This window comes from Bacillus aquiflavi, assembly GCF_019915265.1.
In the GTDB taxonomy this organism is placed as follows: domain Bacteria; phylum Bacillota; class Bacilli; order Bacillales; family Cytobacillaceae; genus Bacillus_BT; species Bacillus_BT aquiflavi.
Genome location: NZ_CP082780.1, coordinates 2,420,491 through 2,444,439, shown reverse-complemented (window position 1 = coordinate 2,444,439; position 23,949 = coordinate 2,420,491). Strand labels below are relative to the sequence as shown.

Sequence of the window (23,949 nt, the reverse complement as noted above, 5' to 3'; positions counted from 1 at the left end):
TTATGATCTTTGCTCTTTTGTTTCTGTTCTTTTTTTATGTTATAGTAAAAATGGACTTTTATTGTAATAAAGTAAGAAAGCCTTGTTTAAACGAGTGCTATGTATTTTTTAAAGAGAGGGGATTTAGAATGGCTGGACATTCTAAATGGAAAAACATTCAACGGCGTAAAAATGCCCAAGATGCTAAACGTGGAAAAGTATTTATGAAATTTGCTAAGGAGCTTTATGTAGCAGCTAAAAGCGGCGGTGGAGATCCTGCAACGAATGCGGCTCTACGCTTAGTAATTGATAAGGCAAAAGAAGCTAACATGCCAAACGATAATATTCAACGTGCAATTAACAAAGCGACAGGGAATACAGATGGTGCCCATTATGAAGAAATCATTTATGAAGGCTACGGTCCAGGGGGAGTAGCTGTAATGGTTTCATGTTTAACAGACAATAAAAACAGGACAGCATCAAATGTTCGACTCGCCTTTTCAAAGAATAGCGGAAACCTTGGTGAAAGTGGCTGTGTTTCTTATCTTTTTGATCGAAAAGGATATTTAGCTATTTCGAGAGAAGGACTTGATCTTGATGAGGATGAAATGCTGCTTCAAGTCATCGAAGCTGGTGGAGAGGAACTTGAAACAAGTGACGAAGTTTTTGAAATTTTTACAGATCAAGAAAGCTTTTTTACTGTAAAAGAAAATTTATCTCAAGCTGGCTTTACGTTTGTTGAAGCTGAAATAACAATGGTACCGCAAACATATACGAAATTGCCGGAAGAACAAGCGGCTAAAATGGAGAAAATGTTAGACATGCTTGAAGATGATGATGATGTTCAAGATGTTTATCATAATTTTGAAGAAGAGTAATGTGCGATAAATAGAACACTGATTTTTACAAAGTCAATATTTGAATTGTTCCATCAGACTCATTACATGAACTAAAAACAGAAAAAATTTGGGCGCCTGAATATAAAATTTCAGGTGCCTATTGTTTTTATTTTTAGCAAGTCTGTAAAAAATTTATATTACAGGTTTTTAATTTGGATAAACTTGTCATGTGTGGTTAAACTATAAATAATAAAAACAGCTTTTTAATAATATAGAGGTGATCATGATGAGATCCAGATGGACCATGTTAACAATATTAAAAATGATCGTTTCTGTCATATTTGTTTGTGTAATGATTATTATGAATCAAAAAAAAGTGATTGCGGATTCTGATTTGCATGTATCTGATCCATTAAAATTATCAATCATTTTAGAGCGAGTATACTTAGATGGAGAAATGAGCGAAGAAGAAATTGTTGAAACGATATGGTCCTTAGAGGATTTCTGGGCAAAATATGATGAGTGGAATTTAATCGATTTGCAAGAAGGAAAGGCTGTTTTTTTCAGCAGCAAGTTGATGATATTTTTCCCCGTTCTAAAAGAAAACGGATTTTTTGGAATAACTGAGGAAGGGATCTTTACGATTTTTATGGTAAACCAGAAGATGCCAATGTTATTCAATCTTTTTTTCAAATTGATGTAAAAAAATTAGAAAGTCAGCTGCATGATCAATTGAAAAAGGGAATACCGATAAGAACAAAAGACAAATATTTTGAAGTGATAGAAGCATTTCAACATTACTCTTTACTAGAAAAGCAAAAAAAATTAAAGGCACTTATATTCTTCGATGTAAGACCTTGATTAGTCTGAAGGCTTTTATTTTAATTAGTGATTTGAAGGATCGGATTATCCGGTCCTTTTTCCTATTTTTTTGTTGTGTCTAAGCTATTAAGATGTTAATTTTTTTTTAGCGGTATGTTACAATGATGTACGATGAAGACAGAGGAGCGAAGTAAATTGTATGAGTTTATTAAAGGACGGATTCATTTTGTCGGACCTGAATATGTTGTAATTGAAAAAATAATGGGATTGGATATCAAATTGCTACTCCTAATCCGTTTGTATACTCGGGAAAGCTAGAAGAGGAATGAATCATTTACACGTACCAGCATGTAAGGGAAGATATTTTAGCCTTATATGGTTTTCAATCGCGTGAAGAAAAAGCGCTATTTATTAAGCTAATCAGTGTAACAGGGATTGGTCCGAAAGGGGCTTTAGCTATTTTAGCATCTGGTCAGCCAGAACAACTAGTACAAGCGATTGAGAAAGAGGACGATGCATTTTTAATGAAATTTCCAGGAGTAGGGAAGAAAACTGCCCGGCAAATGATTCTAGACCTGAAAGGAAAATTAGACCATTTTTCATATTCACCAGCAGCGAATGTCAAACCTGAAAAAAATACAAAAAGTTCTGTTGAGTTTGACGACGCTATTTTGGCTTTGAAAGCATTAGGTTACTCTGAAAGAGAATTGGCAAAGATTACTCCTAGTTTACAAAAGGAAAAACGGACGACAGATCAATATATAAAGCTTGCATTACAGAAGCTGTTAAAATAAAAAATTTCTTCAAAAATTAGTGAGGGTGATGTATTGGTGGAAGAACGAATTATATCAAATGAAGCTGATAATCAAGATATTACGTTTGAGCAAAGCTTACGTCCCCAAACCTTAAGACAATATATCGGTCAAACGAAAGTAAAGGAGAATTTAGAAGTTTTTATTAAGGCGGCTAAGCTTCGTCAAGAAAGCCTTGATCATGTGCTTCTATATGGACCTCCAGGGTTAGGGAAGACAACCCTTGCAACAATTATTTCTCATGAGATGGGAGTAAGTATTCGAACAACATCCGGTCCCGCCATTGAACGCCCAGGGGACTTGGCTGCAATTCTAACAGCGCTTGAGCCTGGAGATGTTTTGTTTATTGATGAAATTCACCGGCTGCCAAGAGCCATTGAAGAAGTTTTGTATCCAGCAATGGAAGATTTTTGTCTTGATATTGTTGTAGGGAGTGGGGATAGTGCAAGGTCAATTCGCTTAGACTTGCCGCCATTTACTCTCGTAGGTGCTACAACAAGAGCAGGTGCAATATCAGCCCCGTTGCGTGATCGCTTTGGTGTCCTAAGCCGGCTTGAATTTTACGATGTGGAACAGTTAACAGAAATAGTGATTAGAACCTCTGAAGTATTAAGTACACAAATCGAACTTTCTGCAGCAACAGAGATTGCAAGAAGGTCTAGGGGAACTCCAAGAATAGCTAATCGTCTTTTAAGAAGAGTGCGTGATTTTGCACAAGTTAATGGGGATGGAACCATTGACATTATCGCAGCTAATCAAGCACTCGAAAAGTTACAAGTTGACCGTTTAGGTTTAGATCATATTGATCATAAATTACTTAAAGGGATTATTGAGAAATTTCGGGGAGGGCCAGTTGGGCTCGAGACGATATCAGCAACAATTGGGGAAGAAGCACATACAATTGAAGATGTATATGAACCTTATTTATTGCAGATTGGCTTTTTACAAAGAACACCACGGGGAAGAATCGTCACAGAGCTAGTCTATCAACATTTCCACATGGAGGTGCCCTAAAGAGTGACAGGTATGTCAAAGCTGTTCATGATTATTGGAGGTATCATTTTTTTAATTGGCTTTCTCATGCAATTTATTAACATCGGAAAACTTCCTGGAGATATTGTGATAAAAAAGGGAAATACGACATTTTACTTTCCGATTGTGACATCTATCCTTTTAAGCGTTATATTATCTGTTGTTCTTTATTTTTTTAGCCGCTTTCGCTAGCGGGTTATTTGGGATAAATAGAAAGGTGAGATCATGAAAGTAGACTTATTTGATTTTCATTTACCAGAGGAATTGATTGCCCAAACACCATTAGAAAACCGAACTGATAGCCGACTTATGGTATTAAATAAAGAAACGGGAATGCTCACTCATGACATTTTTAAAAATATCGGGTCATATTTGCAAAAGGGTGATTGCCTCGTTTTAAATGATACTCGTGTTTTACCCGCCAGGCTCTTTGGGATAAAAAGCGGTACAGGTGCAAAAATCGAAGTCCTTTTATTAAAACAATGTGATGGCGATCGATGGGAAACACTCGTTAAACCAGCAAAGAGAGTTAAAATCGGAACAAAAATCATCTTCGGAAACGGAATTTTATCTGCAGTATGTGTTGGTGAAAACGAACATGGAGGAAGAATTCTTGACTTTCAATATAATGGGATTTTTTATGAAATATTAGATGAATTAGGGGAAATGCCCCTACCTCCATATATTAAAGAACAACTGGATAGTAAAGAACGTTATCAAACTGTTTTTGCTCGTCATGAAGGATCAGCTGCTGCGCCTACTGCAGGGCTTCATTTTACTGAGGAATTACTGAACCAGCTTAAAGAAGCTGGCATTCATCTTGCTTTTATTACTCTTCATGTAGGACTCGGTACATTTAGACCAGTTAATGTAGAAAATATCGCTGATCATGAAATGCACTCTGAGTATTATCATATTTCAGAAAGAACGGCTCAGCTTTTAAATGATGTACGTGAACAAGGTGGAAAAATTATTACAGTAGGTACAACGTCAACCCGCACTCTTGAAACGATCGCTTCTGCAAATAACGGTATGTTTAAAGGAGAAAGCGGCTGGACAGATATTTTTATTTTTCCTGGTTATCAATTTAAGGCGATTGATGGTATGATAACAAATTTCCATTTACCGAAATCAACCCTTATTATGTTAGTAAGTGCTCTTGCTGGCCGGGAAGCTATTTTACACGCATATAGAACAGCTGTCATGGAAAAGTATCGCTTTTTCAGCTTTGGTGATGCAATGCTAATTAAATAACTTAAAAAAATAAATTAATTTCCAAGCTTTGAAAGGAGTCAACAACTTTGAGTGCGATTCGTTATGAATTAATTAAAAAGTGTAAACAGACTGGCGCACGCCTTGGTCGTGTTTATACACCGCACGGTTCCTTTGATACACCTGCCTTCATGCCAGTTGGAACCCTTGCAACAGTGAAAACAATGTCACCTGAAGATTTAAAAGAAATTGACGCAGGGATCATTTTAAGTAACACATATCATTTGTGGCTTAGGCCTGGGCATGATATTGTAAAAGAGGCTGGCGGCTTACATAAATTTATGAATTGGGATCGAGCTATTTTAACAGATTCCGGAGGATTTCAAGTTTTTAGTTTAAGCGAATTTCGTCAGATAGAAGAGGAAGGCGTTCATTTTCGGAATCATTTAAATGGAGACAAGCTATTCTTATCTCCTGAGAAAGCAATCGAAATTCAAAACGATCTCGGTTCTGATATTATGATGGCTTTTGATGAATGTCCCCCATATCCCGCATCATTTGAATATATGAAAAAATCAGTCGAGCGAACGTCGCGTTGGGCAGAACGCTGTCTAAACTTTCATAAGCGTCCTAATGAACAAGGCCTCTTTGGGATTGTTCAAGGAGGAGAATATGAGGAATTGCGTAAGCAAAGTGTACATGATCTTGTTTCTCTTGATTTTCCTGGTTATGCGATTGGTGGGCTTTCTGTTGGGGAACCTAAAGACATCATGTATCGTGTTTTAGAATTTACAACTCCGCTTCTGCCGACAAATAAACCGCGTTATTTAATGGGAGTCGGTTCACCAGATGCATTAATAGAAGGTTCAATTCGGGGAATAGATATGTTTGATTGTGTTTTACCGACGAGAATTGCTCGTAACGGAACTTTAATGACAAGTACTGGACGTCTTGTTGTAAAAAATGCAACCTATGCCCGAGATTTTAGACCGCTTGACGAAAATTGTGACTGTTATACTTGCAGAAATTATACTCGTGCATATATTCGTCATCTCATTCGTTGTAATGAAACTTTCGGAATTCGTTTAACAACTTATCATAATCTTTATTTTCTGTTAAAATTAATGGAGCAAGTCAGACAAGCGATTTATGAAGATCGTCTAGGTGACTTTAAAGATGAGTTTTTTGAACGATATGGCCTTAAAAAGCCGAATGCTAAAAATTTTTAAAAAAACGAGTGGAAAGGAGTGAATAAGGTGGAAAATTTAATTGCTACAATTGGTCCAATCTTATTAATGTTTGTTTTGTTTTACTTTTTATTAATTCGCCCGCAGCAAAAGCGGCAAAAAGCCATTCAGCAAATGCAAAGTGACTTGAAAAAGGGTGACAACATTGTAACGATTGGCGGCTTACATGGAGTTGTTGATGCTCTAGATGAGAACACAATAGTGATAAAATGCGGTGATGGAAGTCGTCTTACATACGATCGAGGAGCTGTTCGCGAAGTTACTGAATAAAATGATCTTTAAATGTAAGGAAAACTCGCTTGCAATGGCGAGTTTTCCTTAAGCTGCTCTTGATTTAGTCATGTTAACTCCTAAAATTCCACCGATCATAGCCACGATAATATAGCTTATTTGGTAAATAAGTTGATTCATTGTAAATAAACTGTCATGTCCAAGAAATATAAATAAAAAAACAAAGAAAGTATAAATGATCCCTGTTAATCCGCCAAGGAGCCACCCTTTTCTTTTTCCTTTTCCGCCAGAAATAAATCCACCAATAAACAAACTTAAAAAAGAAATGATCGTTATGATTAATCGTAATGATGTTTCTTGTACAGAAGTAAATGTTAAAATAAGTGAAAAAAGAAGGCTGCTTATAATAGCAATTAAAAAAATAGCGATCAAACCATACAAGACTGAAATGCTGAAGCCTTTTGATTCCACCTTTTTACCCCCCTTCTAATTTGTTTCTATACCGAAACAAACAAGTCTTCTTTAGTACAAACATATTCACTCGTCTAAAAAATAGAATAAAAATTGTTAAATATTACTTTTGGAAAAAGATTCGTATTATGTTTCACACTTGATGGTAGAAGCTAAACATATCATATTATAGAAGGGGGAAGCAGTCATGGAAGAGTATTTAACGATTATTTTAAGAACGTTCTTACTTTACATATTAATTTTCGTTATATTTCGTTTAATGGGTAAAAGAGAAATTGGGGAGTTAAGTATTTTAGATTTAGTTGTATTTATGATGATTGCAGAAATGGCAGCGATAGCAATTGAAGATCGACAATCGACGATTTTCTATACAATTGTTCCGATGGTTTTTTTAATGCTGATTCAAATGACATTGGCTTATTTTTCATTGAAAAGTCAACGATTCCGACTGTTAATGGATGGAAAACCGACTGTTATCATTAATAAAGGAAAAATAGACGAGAAGGCGATGAGGAGTCAACGGTATAACTTTGATGACCTTCTTCTTCAGTTGCGAGAAAAGGATATAAGAAATATTGCTGATGTTGAGTTTGCTATTTTAGAAACAAGTGGAAGGCTTTCTGTCATTAAAAAGGAAAAAAATAAGAAAAAAAGTGGTGAGATCACACTTCCACTTATTGTTGATGGGAATGTCCGTGATGAAAATTTAACTAAAATAAATAAAACGAATTTCTGGCTAAGACAAGAGCTTCGAAAACGGGGTTACGATAATTTAAAGGACATTTCTTTTTGCAGCTTTCAGGATGGTCAGTTTTTTATTGATCTAAAAGATGGAAAAGAACAGAAGAGTTAAACGCTTTCTGTTTGTTATTGATTGATGAACGATGTTTTATTTTGCTTTCAGATTGAATGCGTGCTTTTGGATAATCTTTTGATTTTGTCTTGAAATAAGGTTGGAGTCATCAGGTTTTTCTTTCACCCAATAAGAGCATGCTTTGAACAATTTTTTTCAAAACATGCTCTTTCTATTTGCAATTGAGGGCGTAAACTTTTTCTAAGTTACAAATAGGAATCTTTTCTTTATAGATGAACACTCATTTCTTATCTTTTCCAATATACAATTTTAGCTAATAAATTTCCGATTAGTGGAATTCGTAACAGTTCTGCTTTTTTTATTAATCGAAATAACAATAAGAGAAACATATACAAACATGCCATTGTTATAATAGTTGCCAGTACTTTTAATGGAAGAGCATCTATTTGAATAGTTTTAAAAACCGATTTGCCTATGAAACCGGTTAATATGATGACTAAAAATGTTTTAATATAGTAAGGAATATAAATAGAAAAATAAATCCTTTTTAAAATTGTAGCAAAATGGAGTACTGTTACTAGTACAATCCCAATAAGTATCCCTAATGCAGCTCCATTTATTCCAAAGCTTGACTGACTAGCTAAAAGAAAAATGACTGCGGTTTTCACAACCGCCCCAATAAGGCTATTAATCATTGCTGCTCTTGCTAAATCTAAAGCCTGTAAAGTTGCTTGCAACGGGGCTTGTAAATATGAAAATAAGAAAAATGGTGCCATTAATTTTATAAATTGTGCTCCGCTTGTCGAACCATACATGACTTTCATTAAAGGCTCGGCCAAAATGTATAAACTAGCGATTGCGATTCCGCCTGTTAATAAAACAAAACGCAATGCTTGTTGTAATCGATATTCGATTAAAGAATGATCATTTCTTGAGTTCGCTTCACTTATTGCGGGAACAAGAGATGTAGATAAAGAATGGGTGATAAAAGACGGCAACATTAAAAGCGGCAGTGCAAATCCAGTTAATGATCCGTATTGCTTCGTTGCTTCTGCAGTTGCAACGCCTGCTATTGCTAGACCATGGGCAACGACAATTGGTTCAAAAAACCAAGAAATAGATCCGATCATTCGGCTTCCCATTGTAGGTAAAGCAATGCTCATTAAGCTAGAAAACGTACTTTTTCCCGCTTGAACATATTGAAAAAAATCTTTACGCAATTTGAACCGTTTTTTAAGCTTAAATGCTGTAACTAAGTAAAGTAAGGACGCAAACTCGCCAAATACTGAGGCAACCATTGCTGCAGCTGCTGCATATTCAATTCCATATGGTATGAATGCTTTTGTTAATACTGCAATTAAAGCAATTCTTACAAGTTGTTCAAGCACTTGTGAAGTTGCCGCTGGTTTCATGTTTTGCCTACCTTGAAAGTATCCTCTTATGACCGATGAAATAGCTACAATCGGCGTAATTGGTGCAATGGCGAAGAGCGGGTAAAATGTACGTGGATCTGTAAATAACGTTTTTGATAAATATGGAGCCAATAACATGAGCGCTGGTGTAAAAATAATTGAAAGCGAGATTGTTGCAGCAAGAGAAACAACTAATATTTTTTTAACTTTTTTAAAATTTCCTATCGCTTCAGCTTCGGCGACGCGTTTTGAAATGGCGACGGGAAGACCAAGCTGTGTGATTGTAATGACAAGCATAAGTGTCGGAAATACCATCATATATAGTCCAACACCTTCTTCCCCAATAAATCGCGCTATAACAATTCGATTAATAAATCCTAATATTCTCGTGAGCAAACCTGCTATTAATAAAATTAATGTCCCTTTTAAAAACTTAGACACATTTAACTCCCTGCCTTCTCAAAAAAGGTGATATCATATACAATTAACTATATGCATGAAAGTGGACAAAGCATGACAAGTATGTTTTTTCTTTTTGGTTGTTCTGATTAAACTTGAAACATTTAGGATAAAAAGTGATCAAATCATGAGGGGAGGGAAATTTGCATGGATAGTGACCATATGTACGACCGTTTTCGTAAACAAGTACAGCCTGCAATAAACTCAAAAATAGAGGAATTTGCTTTATTTGGATATGAAACGATGACTGATGAGGAGCTATGGATGTTTCTCCAAGAAAAAAAGTGGCGGAAACCGAAAAAGGACAAACGCCTTTATGAAATTGTTCAAGATATTATGTCAATTAGCGTTGTAGAATATATGAACTATGCTATGGTCGAGGCGTATAAAGATATGGATTTTATTTTACATAATGAGAAAGAACGAGAAGAATTACTTAAGGATTAAATATTAATTTTTACGTATAAGTTTTTAAAAGTTTTAATACTCATTTTTTTACTCAAATTGACAGCCTTTATAATCTATTTCATAATGAGAATGTTACTGAGTCCACCGCTAATAAAAGCGGGTTGATATTAAGGGGGATTTCCAAATAATGGTAAAACGAGGTCGCATTATTGCCTTTTTTCTGATCATCATTTTAATCGGAAGTACAATGGGCTTAACAACGAATAATATTTTAAGCAATATCAAGCTTGGCTTGGACCTCCAAGGCGGTTTTGAGGTTTTATATGAAGTAAAGCCAATTGATAAAGACCAAAAAATTGACAAAGATATGCTTACTAGTACCGCTGAAGCTTTAAATAAGCGGATTAATGTACTAGGGGTGAGCGAGCCTAACATCCAAATTGAAGGAGAAAATCGAATTCGTGTGCAGCTAGCTGGAGTTGATGATCAAAATAAAGCGAGGGAAATGCTTTCTACAGAAGCACACCTTTCATTTAGGGATGTTAATGATAACAAAAAATTAGATGGATCTGACTTAGTTGAAGGTGGTGCAACCCAAACCTTTGATGAGAATGGAAGACCAAGTGTTTCTTTAAAATTAAAAAGCGCTGATAAATTTCGTGAAGTAACAGAAGAAATTATGAACATGGGCTCGCCGAACAACCTCCTTGTTATTTGGCTGGACTTTGAGGAGGGAAAAGATTCATACGCGAATGAGGCTGTAAAGGAAGATCCCAAATTCTTATCCGCTCCACAAGTATCAAACGTATTTAATGATGATACTGTTTCAATTGTTGGTAGTTTTACTATGGAAGAAGCGACTACTTTAGCAAATCTTTTAAATGCTGGCGCTCTCCCTGTCCAACTTGACGAAGTATATTCTACATCTGTTGGAGCACAATTTGGGGAACAAGCAATGGAAAAGACTATTTTAGGCGGATTAATTGGTATTGCTTTTATTTTCCTCTTTATGATTGCTTATTACCGTTTCCCGGGATTGATTGCTACGATCACGTTATCTATTTATATTTATTTAATTTTACTAATCTTTGATTGGATGAATGGTGTCTTAACATTGCCTGGAATAGCTGCTCTTATTCTCGGTGTGGGAATGGCAGTAGATGCCAACATATTAACATACGAACGAATAAAAGAAGAAATTAAAGTAGGAAAATCAATAAAGTCTTCATACAAAGCGGGGAATAAAAATTCCTTTTCAAGTATTTTAGATGCAAACCTTACAACTATTTTAGCTGCCGTTGTGTTGTTTATATATGGGAACAGCTCAGTAAAAGGTTTTGCAACGATGTTGATTGTCAGTATTTTAGTCAGCTTTCTAACAGCAGTTTACGGTTCAAGATTTTTGTTAGGACTCTGGGTAAATAGTAAAATCTTTAATAAAAAGCCACAATGGTTCGGGGTAAAGAAAAAAGATATTAAAGATATTGCAGAAAGTTATGATACTTTAGATCTGCCAACAAAATTTGATAAATTCGATTTTGTGAAGCATCGGAAAAAATTCTTCACTTTATCAGGCGTATTAATTTTAATAGGTGTCATCACATTATTTACATTTCGCCTAAATTTAGGAATCGACTTTGCGAGTGGAACTCGGGTTGAAATTCTTTCATCAGAACCATTAGCAACAGCAACAATTAAATCTGACTTAGAAAATTTAAAGCTGGATATAGATGCAAGTGATATCGTTGTATCTGGAAACAACGATGAAATAGGAGTTGTGCGTTTTATAGGGGTACTGTCAAAAGACGAAATTGCTTTAATAAAATCCGAGTTAAAAGAAAGGTATGGGAATGAGCCAGGTGTAAGTACAGTTTCACCTACTGTTGGGAAAGAGCTGGCAAAAAATGCGTTTATTGCTGTCTTAATTGCGTCACTAGGGATTATTTTATATGTAACGATTCGCTTTGAACTTGCGATGGCAATACCTGCAGTCCTCGCATTACTACATGATGCGTTCTTTATTATCGCATTATTTAGTATTACGCGGATGGAGGTTGATTTAACATTCATTGCTGCTGTTTTAACAATCGTTGGATATTCAATTAATGATACGATCGTAACTTTTGATCGGATGCGGGAAAATATGCAAAAGAAAAAACGTTTAAAAACATTTTCAGATCTTGCTGAAGTTGTAAATAAAAGCTTACGGCAGACGTTAACTAGATCTATTAATACAGGACTAACCGTTATCGTAGCGGTAATTGCTTTATTGATTTTTGGAAGTGAGTCAATTCGAAACTTTTCTTTCGCCTTGCTTGTCGGATTAATTGCCGGAACATATTCATCATTATTTATTGCCGCACAACTATGGGTGGTTTGGAAAAATAAAGAGCTTAAGAAAAAAGGTATTTTGAAAACATATAAAGAAAAGCGCAAAAATTCATCACAACCTCAAGTATAATAACTGCAGGATTTTCCTGCGTAAACAGAATCAATATTTAAATTAGTTTTTCTAGACTAGTCGAGGCGCCGAGCAATAAAACGAAAGCGAATAGAACAATCGTTCATAAGCTTACAACGAACAATGCGAGCGTTTGTCAATCGTTTGACTGCAGGATTTTCCTGCGGTCTTTTTATTAGTGTGCCAGGCATGGCATTTATCTAGGTGGTGCAAGTCCACTGTGGGGGAACACATCATCCAACCACTAGGGAAGCGCAAGGTGCTTGTCGTGAGGCAAGAGCTGAAGGAAGCGTGTACCAAAATCTTGGTCTGACGAACAGAAATCTGATACCAAGGCTTTACAGAAGGATAAGACTACTAAACAAGTCAAAGTCCAAAAGATGTGCGTAACTCTGTGAAGTAAATCAGGCAGATAAAAAGAGGAAAGATAAATGTCTTACCTTGGGAGGTCTCACGAACAGTTGAGGAGTCCCCTATAAAGAAAACTGGTCGAATAAGGTTTATCGTGAGAAGTCAGCAGAAACCATAGTAATGACAAAAGTCATGAAGGGTGGAACAATTTATAGTGTTTCTAACACCATGGATGCATGAGAGATAAATTTCAGAATGTGTTAATGAGGAAAGTAAGTATGGGCGTATCCCAAAGGATACTCAAAAGCGAAATGTCTTTCATCACAGAAAAGGAAAGGAAGAAACGAGTATGGAACTTTTAGAAGAAATATTAAGTAATGAAAATGATATTGATCTAGAACGCTTCTTTGATACTGTCCATCATGATAAGTTAATGAGAATAATTTCTTATACAATCAAGGATGGCGATGTCATATCACTCATACTCATACGAAAATATCTAACAAGTGGAGTAATGGTGAATGGGAAACGTGAAAACACTCCCCATTGGAACACCGCAAGGTGGTAACCTGAGTCCGCTATTAAGCAACATCATGCTTAATGAATGAGATAAGGAATTAGAAGCAAGAAATCTAAATTTCGTCAGATATGCGGATGATAGCATCATCTTCGTCAAAAGTGAAAAAGCAGCCAATCGTGTCATGAAATCTATCACAAATTTTATCGAAAAGAAACTTGGGTTAATCGTAAACGCAGAGAAAAGTAGAATATCAAGACCAGGAAATACGAAATTTCTAGGATTTGGATTCTATTATGATACGCATACGAAAAAAATATCAACCACGAGCGCATCAAGATTCGGTACGGAAAATTCCAAAGAAAGCTAAAACAGCTAACGAAACGCAACCAAGGAATCTCCCTAAATAACAGGATAATGAAATTAAGACAAGTTATTTACGGATGGGTGAACTACTTTAAAATCGCGAAGTTGAAAAAGATACTCACCACTACTGATGCGAAATTGCGCTCTAGGTTACGAGTCATCATTTGGAAACAATGGAAAAGTAATAAGAAGCGAATCCAATCACTTATTCAATTGGGTATACCTGAAGAAGAAGCCAAAGGACTGACCTATTGCCGAAAAGGATATCGGTACATAGGGCTATCGAAAGTTGTTCAAACAGCATTATCAATAAACGTCTAAAGCAAAGAGGAATCCCCTTCGCCTTAGATTATTACTTAGAAGTTCATACTGCAACATAAGTTGAACCGCCGTATACGGAACCGTACGTACGGTGGTGTGAGAGGGATGGGAAGTTAAATAACTTTCCTCTCTACTCGATGAGTGAATTTTTAAAAAAGCGGATCAACTATCTACAATAAGCTCTTACTGTTATACTTTCGCCGCAGCCTAAATATTCATAAAAAAGGAATATTGTTTGTTAAAATACATCCTGGGTGACAGTAACATAAAGAATAATCATTTGAAACCAAAATCACCCTTTAGTATAATAAGAAAGGTTGAGGGGTGAAACGTGTGTTAAGATCAAAAACTAGATGGAGTGTTCGACAAGCTGATCAAAATAAAGTACAAGAACTTGTTAACGAATTAAACATAACACCTCTTGTTGCTTCATTACTCGTCAATCGAGGAATAGATACCGTTGAGTCTGCACGGTTTTTTTTATGTGAAGAAAATCAAACATTTCATGATCCTTTTCTATTTAAAGATATGAGCATCGCAGTTGAACGGATAAAATTAGCAATTCAATTGCAGGAATCTATTTTAATTTATGGTGATTATGATGCTGATGGGGTTTGCAGCACATCTATTATGATGCTCACTCTTCAGGAATTAGGGGCAAATGTACGGTACTACATACCAAATCGATTTACTGAAGGCTATGGCCCAAATGAAGCTGCTTTTAAGAAAGCTGCAAAAGCAGGGGTAACTTTAATCATTACAGTTGACACGGGAATCGCAGCTCTTAATGAGGCAAACATTGCTAAAGAGCTAGGAATTGATTTAATTATTACTGATCACCATGAGCCTGGGCCTGCTCTACCAAATGCATATGCGATTATCCATCCAAAACTAAAAGATAGCTATTATCCTTTTACAGAGTTGGCCGGAGTTGGTGTAGCAATGAAGTTAGCTCATGCACTATATGGTCAAGTTCCGACCCACCTTCTTGATATTGCCGCGATCGGCACAGTCGCTGATCTTGTGTCATTGCAAGGGGAGAATCGCTTAATAACTAAATTAGGAATTGAAAAATTAAGAACGACTAACAGGATAGGTCTTAAAGCACTATTTAAAAAAGCACAAATCGAGCAAATAACTATTAATGAGGAGACAATCGGTTTTGCATTAGCCCCAAGAATCAATGCAGTCGGCAGGTTAGACCAAGCTGATCCAGCAGTAAATTTACTATTAACGGAAGATCCTCTCGAAGGAGAACAGCTAGCAAATAAAATTGAACAATGGAATATAGACAGACAAACACTCGTAAATAAAATAACAGAAGAAGCAGTACAAATTGTTGAGGAGCATCATCATTTAGACGAAAATCCCGTCCTCGTCATTGAAAAAGAAGGATGGAACTCTGGTGTAATTGGTATAGTAGCTTCTAGGCTAACCGAGCGCTTCTATCGCCCGACAATTGTGTTAAGTATTGATTCCGAAACTGGATTGGCTAAAGGTTCTGCTCGAAGTATTGCTGGCTTTGATTTATTTAAAAATTTATCATCATGTAAAGATATTCTTCCTCACTTTGGAGGCCATCAAATGGCAGCAGGGATGACATTAAAAAGTGAGGATATTTCTGAGCTTAAAAACCGCTTACATCATCTTGCTAAAAAACAGTTAACTGCTAAAGATTTTACACCGATTACTGAGCTTGATGCAAAAGTTTTTATAGAAGATATTAACATAGACACGATTTTGCAAGTTTTTAAGCTAGCTCCATTTGGTATGGACAACCCAAAGCCGAAAATATTAATAGAGGATGTTAGTATTGCGTCAATTAGAAAAATAGGTGCTGATAAAAATCACTTAAAAGTTCATTTTGAGGAAAACGGTATTACTTTAGATGCAGTTGGTTTTAGAATGGGTCATTTATATGAACATATTTCACCGTCTTCAAAACTATCGGCTATTGGAGAAGTTTCGATTAATGAATGGAATAATATTCGTAAACCGCAACTTTTTTTACATGATTTGGCCGTTACGACATGGCAATTATTTGATTTACGCGGTATAAAAAGATTTGAAAAGCTCGTTGAAGTGATCCCAAATGAAAATCGAAAATGGATCGTTTTTCAACAAAACACAATGGACAAGCTTAAATTAAATTCTAACGAGGAAATTTGTTTGATCCGATCAACTGCTGAAGCGGCTGCATTACAGCTTAAAGGGATAAATGCTGTATTAGTCGACTTGCCGATAGAAAAAGAGTTATTGCATCATTTAATAATGGGAAAAACACTAGAGAGAATTTATGTTCACTTTTATAAAGCAAGCAGTGACTTTTTTAGTACAATACCGACAAGGGAACATTTTAAATGGTATTATGCTTTTTTGGCGAAAAAAGGACCGTTTGATTTAAATAAATTTGGTGATGAACTTGCAAAATATCGGGGCTGGTCACATGAAACAGTTGATTTTATGTCACAGGTGTTTTTTGATTTAAATTTTGCTAAAATAAACAATGGATTTATTTCTTTAACAAATACGGTTAAAAAACGAGATTTAACAGAATCTCCAACATATAAAAGAAAGCAAGCACAAATTGCTCTTGAAAAAGATTTACTATATTCTTCGTACAACCAACTTAAAAACTGGTTTGACGTACATTCACAAGAGCCTGTGAAAAATGAGGAGGCAGCAAAAGAATGGATTTAAAAAAATATGTTACCATTGTCCCTGATTGGCCCAAGCCTGGCATTAAATTTAAAGATATAACGACATTAATGGATAATGGTGAGGCATATAAATATGCAACTGATCAAATTGTAAAATATGCCAATGAAGTAAAAGCAGACATTATTGTAGGTCCAGAAGCACGGGGGTTTATTATTGGATGCCCAGTTGCCTATGCATTAGGAGTAGGATTTGCTCCAGTACGAAAAGAAGGAAAACTTCCGCGTGAGACAATAAAAGTAGAATACGGACTTGAATATGGGAAGGACGTATTAACAATTCATAAGGATGCAATTAAGCCAGGTCAAAGGGTTTTAGTTATTGATGATCTTCTTGCTACGGGAGGAACGATTGAAGCAACAATTAAGCTTGTAGAGGAACTTGGCGGAATTGTTGCCGGTATAGCCTTTTTAATCGAATTAACTTATCTTGAAGGTCGAAATAAGCTTGAAGGTTACGATGTGTTAACATTAATGAAATATTAAAAAGACCTTTTAATTCAATAATATGGAGTGTAAACAAAGGATAGATTATGCAGAAGATTTGCTGCCTCATCTGTCCTTTTCATTTTCCCTTGTATTATAAGCAAGAGCTCTAAACAATCATTTAATTGAAAATTTCTCCCTTAACTTATCTGTCCTACTTTTTAGCAAGTATCCATAACAAGGCAAGCTCAAAAGAGATTTATTAATTATGGTCATTATTCACAATTGACGTAGAAAGAATTATCATTAATTTCAAAATATAGTATAATTATATTATTATTTACAAGTTAAGGGGGCATTCAAATGGGTGAGATAAGATCAGATCAAACGATTGTTCAGCAGTACATAAATGAGATAAAAAATAAAAAGAATGCTTTAAGCCATACAAGTTCAGTGGCAACTATGTCGGGATTTACAAATATTACTCCTAACGATTATATGAAAAAAAAAGCTTTTCCAATTACGTTATTATATACAGATATGATCTCTAGCTATTTAGTAAGTGATCTCGAACGGATTTTATCTATCGCGAAAAGCTTTGAAAAGCATGACCACATGCAAGCAATGGCTATTGCCTATAAGGTGAATAAAAATGGGTAAAAAAGATCGGCATGAAAAAAAGCTGCAAGTATATAATGAATTACAAAAAAATGAAGAAGAACGGTTAGAAGTCATAAAAGAAATTGAGAAAAATGAATTAGCATTTGATGAATTTCATGATGTAATGTTAAAAGGAAAACAGCTTTTAGATGAACTCAGTCATTTTTGGCGGGGGGTAGAAGCTTCTGCTTTTCTAAATGATACGGAAGATACACTATTTGAAACAACGAGAGAGGCGGAAAAAGCATTTCAAGAAGAAAGAGAGTGCTTAGAAAACGAAAAGAAAATCCTTTATGAACAGGAATTAGCTTTAAACAAACAATATGCACAGCTTCGTGCAAATAAGGAGGCGTTATAATGGGACTTAGAGTAGCGATGTCAGAAATGCATCAACAAATTAATGATATAAACAAAATTCTCCAAAGTAAAAATAACGCAGCCTATAGACTTTTAACAGCCATTGAAACATTTAGCAATGATTCGCTCCTTAAAGGGAGATCCTATGAAGTTGCTAAAGAATACATGCGGGATGTATACCTTCCGCTAATCAAAGGAATTATCCGTGCCAATGAAGAGATTATCGAGGGAAATAAATTTTTAATTAGTCGATTCCAAGCACAAGTAGATCCTTCACCGTCCGCTATCATTGATACGGATAAACTGCACGAAATGCTACTAAAAATAAATACTTTTGAAGGTAGATTAAATAGTTTAAAAGAAGATAACTTTCATTTATTTAAGAATGTTCAAGAGCAAATTTTTGAGACGAAAAAGATGGTCGCTACGATCCAACGTTTGTATGCTTTTAACTCTAATAATGCGAGTCTCCATATGAAAGCTCAATCTATTTTAGCTAATATTGAAGTTGGTTTACATATGATTAGTCAAGGTACATGGGATGACTTTGCACATAGTTTCAAATATAAATTAACGGATATGAAATGGGCAAAATCGATTCATAATGAGTGGGAGTATAAGAATTTAACTGCAGAAGAAGAATTCGATAAACACCTTCAAGAAGAATTTGGTTTCGGTGAAGAAGAGGTTAAACTCATGAATAAACTACAAGAGAAATTAAAAGAAAGGTTCCCTTATGCTTCATCAGAAGAACTTGACTGGTATTTTACACGATTAATTGGCGGATTTAGTTATGGAGGAAGTGAGAGTTCAAGCGGTGATCATTTTAAATGGAACGCGACCGCTGGGGATCCGTATACGGTCTTGCCTCAATTTCGTTTTGATGAAAAAGATTTTTTTACAATTTTTTTAGGCTTTTCTGAAGACGAATATAAACTGTTAAGATATAAAGTTCGCGTGCAGAACCAGATTGTTTCATTACCTAAAGAGAATAGTTTAGTCTTTTTAGAAAAGAATAATAGAATTAATATGTACAAAGCAAGTTTAGAAGATGCTATAGGTAAAGAGTTAACAGATACAGAATTTAAAATATATTGGAATGAACAATATAACAGAATGGTAACTAAAGGGGATTTCGCCCATCAGCAAATTACTACCGCAACAATGCTTAATAATCGATTCGTTTTAACTGATATGAAGATTTTCGGATTAGGGATCGGAAAGGAGAAAAAGGAAGATTTAGCTGGTTGGTTGGGCGATGCAACTATAGGAGAGCCGCCAAGCTTTGGAAAAGATGACTATATCGCAGATTTAGATGCCGAAAATATATACTATTTAATAAAGGAAAAACAGCTATCTTATCAAGCCGCTGTAAATAAATATTATAAAGAAGTCGGAATAAAGTATACACGTGCTGAATTATTTACGAAACATACAACCGTAGAGAACGTGAAAAAGCAAATTTTTGCCGAACTTAAAGTTTCCAACTTAGATGAATTAAAATCTAAGGCACCAGATTCGTATCGTTTTATTCGCAGTCTTGAAGAAAATATGAACGAAATGGGAGAATTCAAATGAAAAAAATCGCCTACACGATAATCATTTTAGTTGTTGTACTAGGGGGGATCTATTTGTTTAAAGCAAACCAAATAAAAAATGTATTTGATGAAATGTATTATGCTGAAGTGAAAACTGTGTTAGGAGGATATACATCTACTAGTTTCCAAAATTTAAAAGTATTAAAAAAATATACCTGAAAACTTGAGAGCGAATTATTTACCAAATCAAAATAGAGAAATTTATAATGATGCATCTTTAAATAGCAATGAGGGGATGAGCATATTTTTTGATAAAAAAAAAAAAAAGACAATTGAAGTTATAGGCATTGAAGATTACAAAAATGAATCATTAAGGTTTACCTATTTTTATAATCTTAATTCAAAAAAAATAATAATTAAAAAAAATGAAATGATAAGGGTTTATGATGATCCCACTAAGGAGAGTTACAGCACAAGCGATCCAAAAGAAATAGAAAAGTTTATGAAAAAACATAAGATGACTAAAGAGGAATTAGTAAATAAAAAAAAATATTTCTTATATGATAAGTTGTTGACAGATTGGTTTACATATAACCCAAAAAGCAAATTTTCTCTTGAAGACTTAGGTGAAATATATGTAGAAGAGAAATGAACGAAATGGGAGAATTTAAATGAAAAAAATCGCCTACACGATAATCATTTTAGTTGTTGTACTAGGGGGGATCTATTTGTTTAAAGCAAACCAAATAAAAAATGTATTTGATGAAATGTATTATGCTGAAGTGAAAACTGTGTTAGGAGGATATACATCTACTAGTTTCCAAAATTTAAAAGTATTAAAAAATATACCTGAAAACTTGAGAGCGAATTATTTACCAAATCAAAATAGAGAAATTTATAATGATGCATCTTTAAATAGCAATGAGGGGATGAGCATATTTTTTGATAAAAAAGAAAAGACAATTGAAGTTATAGGCATTGAAGATTACAAAAATGAATCATTAAGGTTTACCTATTTTTATAATCTTAATTCAAAAAAAATAATAATTAAAAAAATTGAAAAGATAAGGGTTTATGATGATCCCACTAAGGAGAGTTACAGCACAAGAGATCCAAAAGAAATAGAAAAGTTTATGAAAAAACATAAGATGATTAAAGAGGAATTAGTAAATAAAAAAAATATTTCTTATATGATAAGTTGTTGACAGATTGGTTTACATATAACCCAAAAAGCAAATTTTCTCTTGAAGACTTAGGTGAAATATATATAGAAGAAAATTAATGATTAGAACTAGTTTTTTTTCAAAAAAATAAGTAAATGTTGCATTAGGAAGTGCTTCGGTCTCTGAAGAAGATGCTTCCTTTTTCTCCGTTATTCCCTTATCGAAAAGGAAAAAATCTACTTTATATTATTACGTTAAAACGATTAAAAATGTTTTTTTCGACAGAAAAGAACAATTTCCTTAAAAAGATAGTTCTTATCCCCTTTACATCTTGCCTTTTTTTTTCGATAATAGTAACAATCATTATAATTAAAAAAACAGTCAAAAATTAAAAAAACGGATATTTAGGACTGGTGCAGTTCTTTTTATAAGAACTTTTTTATATATGATTAAAAAAGGTTTAAATAGGTGATTCCATGGCAAATGATCATGTGTTAACCGCTAAAGAGGTTATTGATCGTACAAAACAATATTTAAATCAAGAGCATGTAGCATTCGTTGAGAAAGCATATGAGTTTGCAAAAAAAGCTCATCGGGATCAATTTCGAAAATCGGGTGAACCGTATATTGTTCATCCAATTCAAGTATCTGGGATACTTGCTGACCTGCAAATGGATCCAGCTACAGTAGCGGCTGGCTTTCTTCATGATGTTGTAGAAGATACAAGTATTTCACTAGAGGACATTAAAGAGTCATTTAATGATGAAGTGGCGATGTTAGTTGATGGTGTTACAAAGCTTGGTAAAATTAAATACAAATCTAAAGAAGAACAACAAGCTGAAAATCATCGGAAAATGTTCGTCGCAATGGCTCAAGATATCCGGGTTATTTTAATAAAACTTGCTGATAGGCTTCATAACATGAGGACGCTAAAACATTTACCATTTGAAAAGCAACGGCGGATAGCAAATGAGACGCTGGAAATCTTTGCACCACTTGCACATCGGCTTGGCATTTCTAAAATTAAGTGGGAGCTTGAAGACACGGCTTTGCGTTATTTAAACCCGCAGCAATATTACCGTATCGTTAATTTAATGAAGCGAAAACGTGCTGAACGGGAACAGTATTTAGATGAAGTCATTGAAGAAGTACGCAGTCGGTTGAGCGACGTTTCAATTAAAGCAGAAATATCTGGTCGTCCGAAGCATATTTATAGTATTTACCGAAAAATGGCATTGCAAAATAAACAATTTAACGAAATTTATGATTTGCTTGCAGTAAGAATTATCGTAAATAATATTAAAGATTGTTATGCTGTTTTAGGAATTATTCATACGTGCTGGAAGCCGATGCCAGGGCGTTTTAAAGATTATATCGCCATGCCTAAACCAAATATGTACCAGTCGTTGCATACAACCGTAATCGGGCCTAAAGGTGATCCTTTGGAAGTGCAAATCCGAACATTTGAAATGCATCGAATTGCTGAATTTGGGATTGCTGCTCATTGGGCTTATAAAGAAGGAAAAAAAGTGAACGAAGGATCTTCCTTTGAAGAAAAATTAACTTGGTTCAGAGAAATTTTAGAATTCCAACATAATACAACAAATGCAGAAGAATTTATGGAATCACTAAAAATTGATTTGTTTTCTGATATGGTTTTCGTATTCACTCCAAAGGGTGATGTAATTGAACTCCCTTCAGGGTCTGTTCCTCTTGATTTTGCTTACCGAATTCATTCTGAAATTGGTAATAAAACAATTGGGGCGAAAGTAAATGGGAAAATGGTTTCTCTCGATTACAAATTAAAAACGGGCGACATTATTGAAATATTAACATCAAAGCATTCATACGGTCCAAGTCAAGACTGGCTAAAGATTGTTCAGACGTCACAAGCAAAAAATAAAATCCGTCAGTTTTTTAAAAAGCAACGACGCGAAGAAAATGTTACTAAAGGTAAAGAACTTATTGAAAAAGAAATTCGTAATATGGAATTTGAGTTAAAAGAAATTATGACACTTGAAAATGTGAAACGAGTAACAGAGAAGTTTAACTTTGCTAGTGAGGAAGATATGTATGCTGCTGTTGGCTATAATGGGATAACGGCCGCACAAATTGCCAACAGATTGACTGAAAAGTATCGGAAACAACGCGAACTAGAACAAGTTAATGAGCAGGGAATAGATCTGGCAGTATCTGAATTAAAATCATTTCCTACAACAAAAAGACGAGAATCGGGTGTTCGTGTTAAAGGAATTGATAATTTATTAATTCGGTTATCACGATGCTGCAATCCTGTTCCAGGAGATGATATTGTAGGTTTTATTACAAAAGGAAGAGGCGTTTCCGTTCATCGCTCAGATTGTCCAAATATTAATTCAGTCGAAGCTAAAGTAAGACTAATTCCAGTTGAATGGGAAACAAATTTATATGATCGAAAAGAATATATTGTTGATATTGAAATTAGTGGCTATGATCGCCGTGGTTTATTAAATGAGGTACTTCAAGCAGTAAATGAAACGAAAACAAATATTTCCGCAGTATCTGGAAAATCTGATCGAAATAAAATGGCAACGATTATGATGTCGATCTATATTCAAAATGTAAGCCATTTACAAAAAGTTGTCGATCGAATTAAGCAAATTTCCGATATTTATTCAGTGCGAAGAATGATGAATTAAGGAGTTTTTTTATGCGAGTTGTTGTACAGCGAAGCAAAAATGCAAGCGTAGCAGTTGAAGGGAAAATTGTAGGGCAAATTCAGAAAGGATTTGTTGTACTCGTTGGTGTAACCCACGAAGATACAGAAGAAGACGCTTTTTATTTAGCTGAAAAAATTGTCCACCTTCGTATTTTTGAAGATGAAAATGGAAGAATGAATCGTTCCTTGCTAGAGATTGGTGGAGAAGTTTTATCAGTCTCACAATTTACTTTGTATGGTGATTGTCGCAAAGGAAGACGGCCAAACTTTATGGAAGCAGCTAAGCCTGATCATGCGTTAAAACTATATAACCACTTTAATCACCTTATTCAGGAGAAAGGTATTAAAGTTGAAACGGGCAAATTTGCCGCAATGATGGATGTTCAATTAATAAACGATGGGCCGGTTACACTTGTCATCGACAGTAAACAAAAATAAACAAAACTATTATTTTAAGTTAGGGTTATTGGGGAAAAATGTACAGTATTATTCACATTTTTGACCAACAGCCTTTTTATTTTTGAAATTGTTTGAGACAGGTGCATGATGAACAAAATGACTAAAAACTATTTATTTTGATATGAATGTAAGCACCTATTTTAAATTTGTTAAAATAGGTGCTTTTTTATTGGGTAC

General features: G+C 34.7%; 26 protein-coding genes and 1 pseudogene. 25 read left to right on the top strand and 2 right to left on the bottom strand.

Translation table 11 applies throughout. The features are described from left to right. The first annotated feature begins 128 nt into the window (after positions 1-128). From K6959_RS11870 to yajC, 9 genes and pseudogenes are all read left to right on the top strand, one after another. Positions 129-857 (top strand): YebC/PmpR family DNA-binding transcriptional regulator, encoded by a 729-nt coding sequence (locus tag K6959_RS11870; protein WP_163241826.1) that lies wholly within the window; start codon positions 129-131, stop codon positions 855-857. A 247-nt stretch (positions 858-1,104) separates the two neighbouring features. Continuing rightward, on the top strand, positions 1,105-1,521 hold the full coding sequence (locus tag K6959_RS11865; RefSeq protein ID WP_262421781.1) for a BofC N-terminal domain-containing protein: 417 nt from the start codon (positions 1,105-1,107) through the stop codon (positions 1,519-1,521). Beyond that, positions 1,494-1,679 (top strand): BofC C-terminal domain-containing protein, encoded by a 186-nt coding sequence (locus K6959_RS19220; protein ID WP_316252550.1) that lies wholly within the window; start codon positions 1,494-1,496, stop codon positions 1,677-1,679. The genes K6959_RS11865 and K6959_RS19220 overlap by 28 nt, the downstream gene beginning before the upstream one ends. 156 nt (positions 1,680-1,835) lie before the next feature. Further along, positions 1,836-2,434 (top strand): annotated as a pseudogene (gene ruvA / locus K6959_RS11860) (Holliday junction branch migration protein RuvA). Between the two features lie 36 nt (positions 2,435-2,470). After that, complete coding sequence (gene ruvB / locus K6959_RS11855) at positions 2,471-3,466, top strand: Holliday junction branch migration DNA helicase RuvB (protein WP_163241823.1); 996 nt, start codon at positions 2,471-2,473, stop codon at positions 3,464-3,466. A gap of 3 nt (positions 3,467-3,469) precedes the next feature. Beyond that, entirely contained in the window at positions 3,470-3,676 is a 207-nt protein-coding gene (locus tag K6959_RS11850) for a DUF2905 domain-containing protein (RefSeq protein WP_163241822.1), read from the top strand. Positions 3,677-3,709: 33 nt separating this feature from the next. After that, positions 3,710-4,738: a tRNA preQ1(34) S-adenosylmethionine ribosyltransferase-isomerase QueA gene (queA, locus tag K6959_RS11845; RefSeq protein ID WP_163241821.1), complete on the top strand. Its 1,029-nt coding sequence runs from the start codon at positions 3,710-3,712 to the stop codon at positions 4,736-4,738. A 47-nt stretch (positions 4,739-4,785) separates the two neighbouring features. Next, entirely contained in the window at positions 4,786-5,925 is a 1,140-nt protein-coding gene (gene tgt / locus K6959_RS11840; protein WP_223086594.1) for a tRNA guanosine(34) transglycosylase Tgt, read from the top strand. Between the two features lie 27 nt (positions 5,926-5,952). Then, entirely contained in the window at positions 5,953-6,213 is a 261-nt protein-coding gene (yajC, locus tag K6959_RS11835; protein WP_163241819.1) for a preprotein translocase subunit YajC, read from the top strand. Positions 6,214-6,261: 48 nt separating this feature from the next. Here yajC and K6959_RS11830 read toward each other — a convergent pair whose 3' ends face one another. Then, a complete protein-coding gene (locus tag K6959_RS11830) occupies positions 6,262-6,645 on the bottom strand; it encodes a TIGR04086 family membrane protein (protein WP_223086592.1) in 384 nt (127 codons plus the stop codon). Positions 6,646-6,832: 187 nt separating this feature from the next. On the opposite strand from K6959_RS11830, the gene K6959_RS11825 reads away from it, so the two are divergent. Then, positions 6,833-7,498, top strand: coding sequence for a DUF421 domain-containing protein (locus tag K6959_RS11825; RefSeq protein ID WP_163241817.1), 666 nt, complete (start codon positions 6,833-6,835; stop codon positions 7,496-7,498). A 248-nt stretch (positions 7,499-7,746) separates the two neighbouring features. Here the strand turns inward: K6959_RS11825 and spoVB are convergent, their stop codons facing one another. Continuing rightward, positions 7,747-9,312 carry a stage V sporulation protein B gene (gene spoVB, locus K6959_RS11820; RefSeq protein WP_163241816.1) on the bottom strand — a complete coding sequence of 522 codons (1,566 nt, stop codon included), beginning with the start codon at positions 9,310-9,312 and terminating at the stop codon, positions 7,747-7,749. A 165-nt stretch (positions 9,313-9,477) separates the two neighbouring features. Between spoVB and K6959_RS11815 the strand changes: the two genes are divergently transcribed. From K6959_RS11815 to dtd, 15 genes are all read left to right on the top strand, one after another. Then, entirely contained in the window at positions 9,478-9,777 is a 300-nt protein-coding gene (locus K6959_RS11815; RefSeq protein WP_163241815.1) for a post-transcriptional regulator, read from the top strand. A gap of 148 nt (positions 9,778-9,925) precedes the next feature. Continuing rightward, a complete protein-coding gene (secDF, locus tag K6959_RS11810; protein ID WP_223086591.1) occupies positions 9,926-12,199 on the top strand; it encodes a protein translocase subunit SecDF in 2,274 nt (757 codons plus the stop codon). Between the two features lie 700 nt (positions 12,200-12,899). Further along, on the top strand, positions 12,900-13,118 hold the full coding sequence (locus tag K6959_RS19215; protein WP_262421780.1) for a hypothetical protein: 219 nt from the start codon (positions 12,900-12,902) through the stop codon (positions 13,116-13,118). Between the two features lie 94 nt (positions 13,119-13,212). Next, the gene (locus tag K6959_RS19210; protein WP_316252549.1) at positions 13,213-13,437 is read left to right on the top strand and encodes a hypothetical protein; all 225 of its coding nucleotides are present in this window, start codon (positions 13,213-13,215) and stop codon (positions 13,435-13,437) included. Next, positions 13,386-13,754, top strand: coding sequence for a group II intron maturase-specific domain-containing protein (locus tag K6959_RS19205; protein WP_316252548.1), 369 nt, complete (start codon positions 13,386-13,388; stop codon positions 13,752-13,754). Before K6959_RS19210 ends, K6959_RS19205 begins: the two co-directional genes overlap by 52 nt. A gap of 333 nt (positions 13,755-14,087) precedes the next feature. Then, positions 14,088-16,454, top strand: a complete 2,367-nt coding sequence (recJ, locus tag K6959_RS11800; RefSeq protein WP_223086589.1) for a single-stranded-DNA-specific exonuclease RecJ — start codon at positions 14,088-14,090, stop codon at positions 16,452-16,454. Continuing rightward, positions 16,445-16,957 (top strand): adenine phosphoribosyltransferase, encoded by a 513-nt coding sequence (locus tag K6959_RS11795; protein WP_163240702.1) that lies wholly within the window; start codon positions 16,445-16,447, stop codon positions 16,955-16,957. Before recJ ends, K6959_RS11795 begins: the two co-directional genes overlap by 10 nt. 303 nt (positions 16,958-17,260) lie before the next feature. Continuing rightward, entirely contained in the window at positions 17,261-17,557 is a 297-nt protein-coding gene (locus K6959_RS11790; protein ID WP_223086588.1) for a TIGR04197 family type VII secretion effector, read from the top strand. Continuing rightward, a complete protein-coding gene (locus tag K6959_RS11785; protein WP_163240698.1) occupies positions 17,550-17,915 on the top strand; it encodes a DUF3958 family protein in 366 nt (121 codons plus the stop codon). The genes K6959_RS11790 and K6959_RS11785 overlap by 8 nt, the downstream gene beginning before the upstream one ends. Continuing rightward, positions 17,915-19,492, top strand: coding sequence for a T7SS effector LXG polymorphic toxin (locus K6959_RS11780; RefSeq protein WP_163240696.1), 1,578 nt, complete (start codon positions 17,915-17,917; stop codon positions 19,490-19,492). Before K6959_RS11785 ends, K6959_RS11780 begins: the two co-directional genes overlap by 1 nt. Continuing rightward, positions 19,489-19,671 carry a hypothetical protein gene (locus K6959_RS11775; RefSeq protein WP_223086586.1) on the top strand — a complete coding sequence of 61 codons (183 nt, stop codon included), beginning with the start codon at positions 19,489-19,491 and terminating at the stop codon, positions 19,669-19,671. Before K6959_RS11780 ends, K6959_RS11775 begins: the two co-directional genes overlap by 4 nt. Positions 19,672-19,747: 76 nt before the next feature. Continuing rightward, positions 19,748-20,104 (top strand): TipC family immunity protein, encoded by a 357-nt coding sequence (locus K6959_RS11770; protein ID WP_262421779.1) that lies wholly within the window; start codon positions 19,748-19,750, stop codon positions 20,102-20,104. 19 nt (positions 20,105-20,123) lie between these two features. Beyond that, on the top strand, positions 20,124-20,657 hold the full coding sequence (locus K6959_RS11765) for a TipC family immunity protein (protein WP_223086583.1): 534 nt from the start codon (positions 20,124-20,126) through the stop codon (positions 20,655-20,657). 434 nt (positions 20,658-21,091) lie between these two features. Further along, positions 21,092-23,293 carry a RelA/SpoT family protein gene (locus tag K6959_RS11760; RefSeq protein WP_223086581.1) on the top strand — a complete coding sequence of 734 codons (2,202 nt, stop codon included), beginning with the start codon at positions 21,092-21,094 and terminating at the stop codon, positions 23,291-23,293. An 11-nt stretch (positions 23,294-23,304) separates the two neighbouring features. Next, a complete protein-coding gene (gene dtd, locus K6959_RS11755; protein WP_163243460.1) occupies positions 23,305-23,751 on the top strand; it encodes a D-aminoacyl-tRNA deacylase in 447 nt (148 codons plus the stop codon). Positions 23,752-23,949 lie beyond the last annotated feature (198 nt).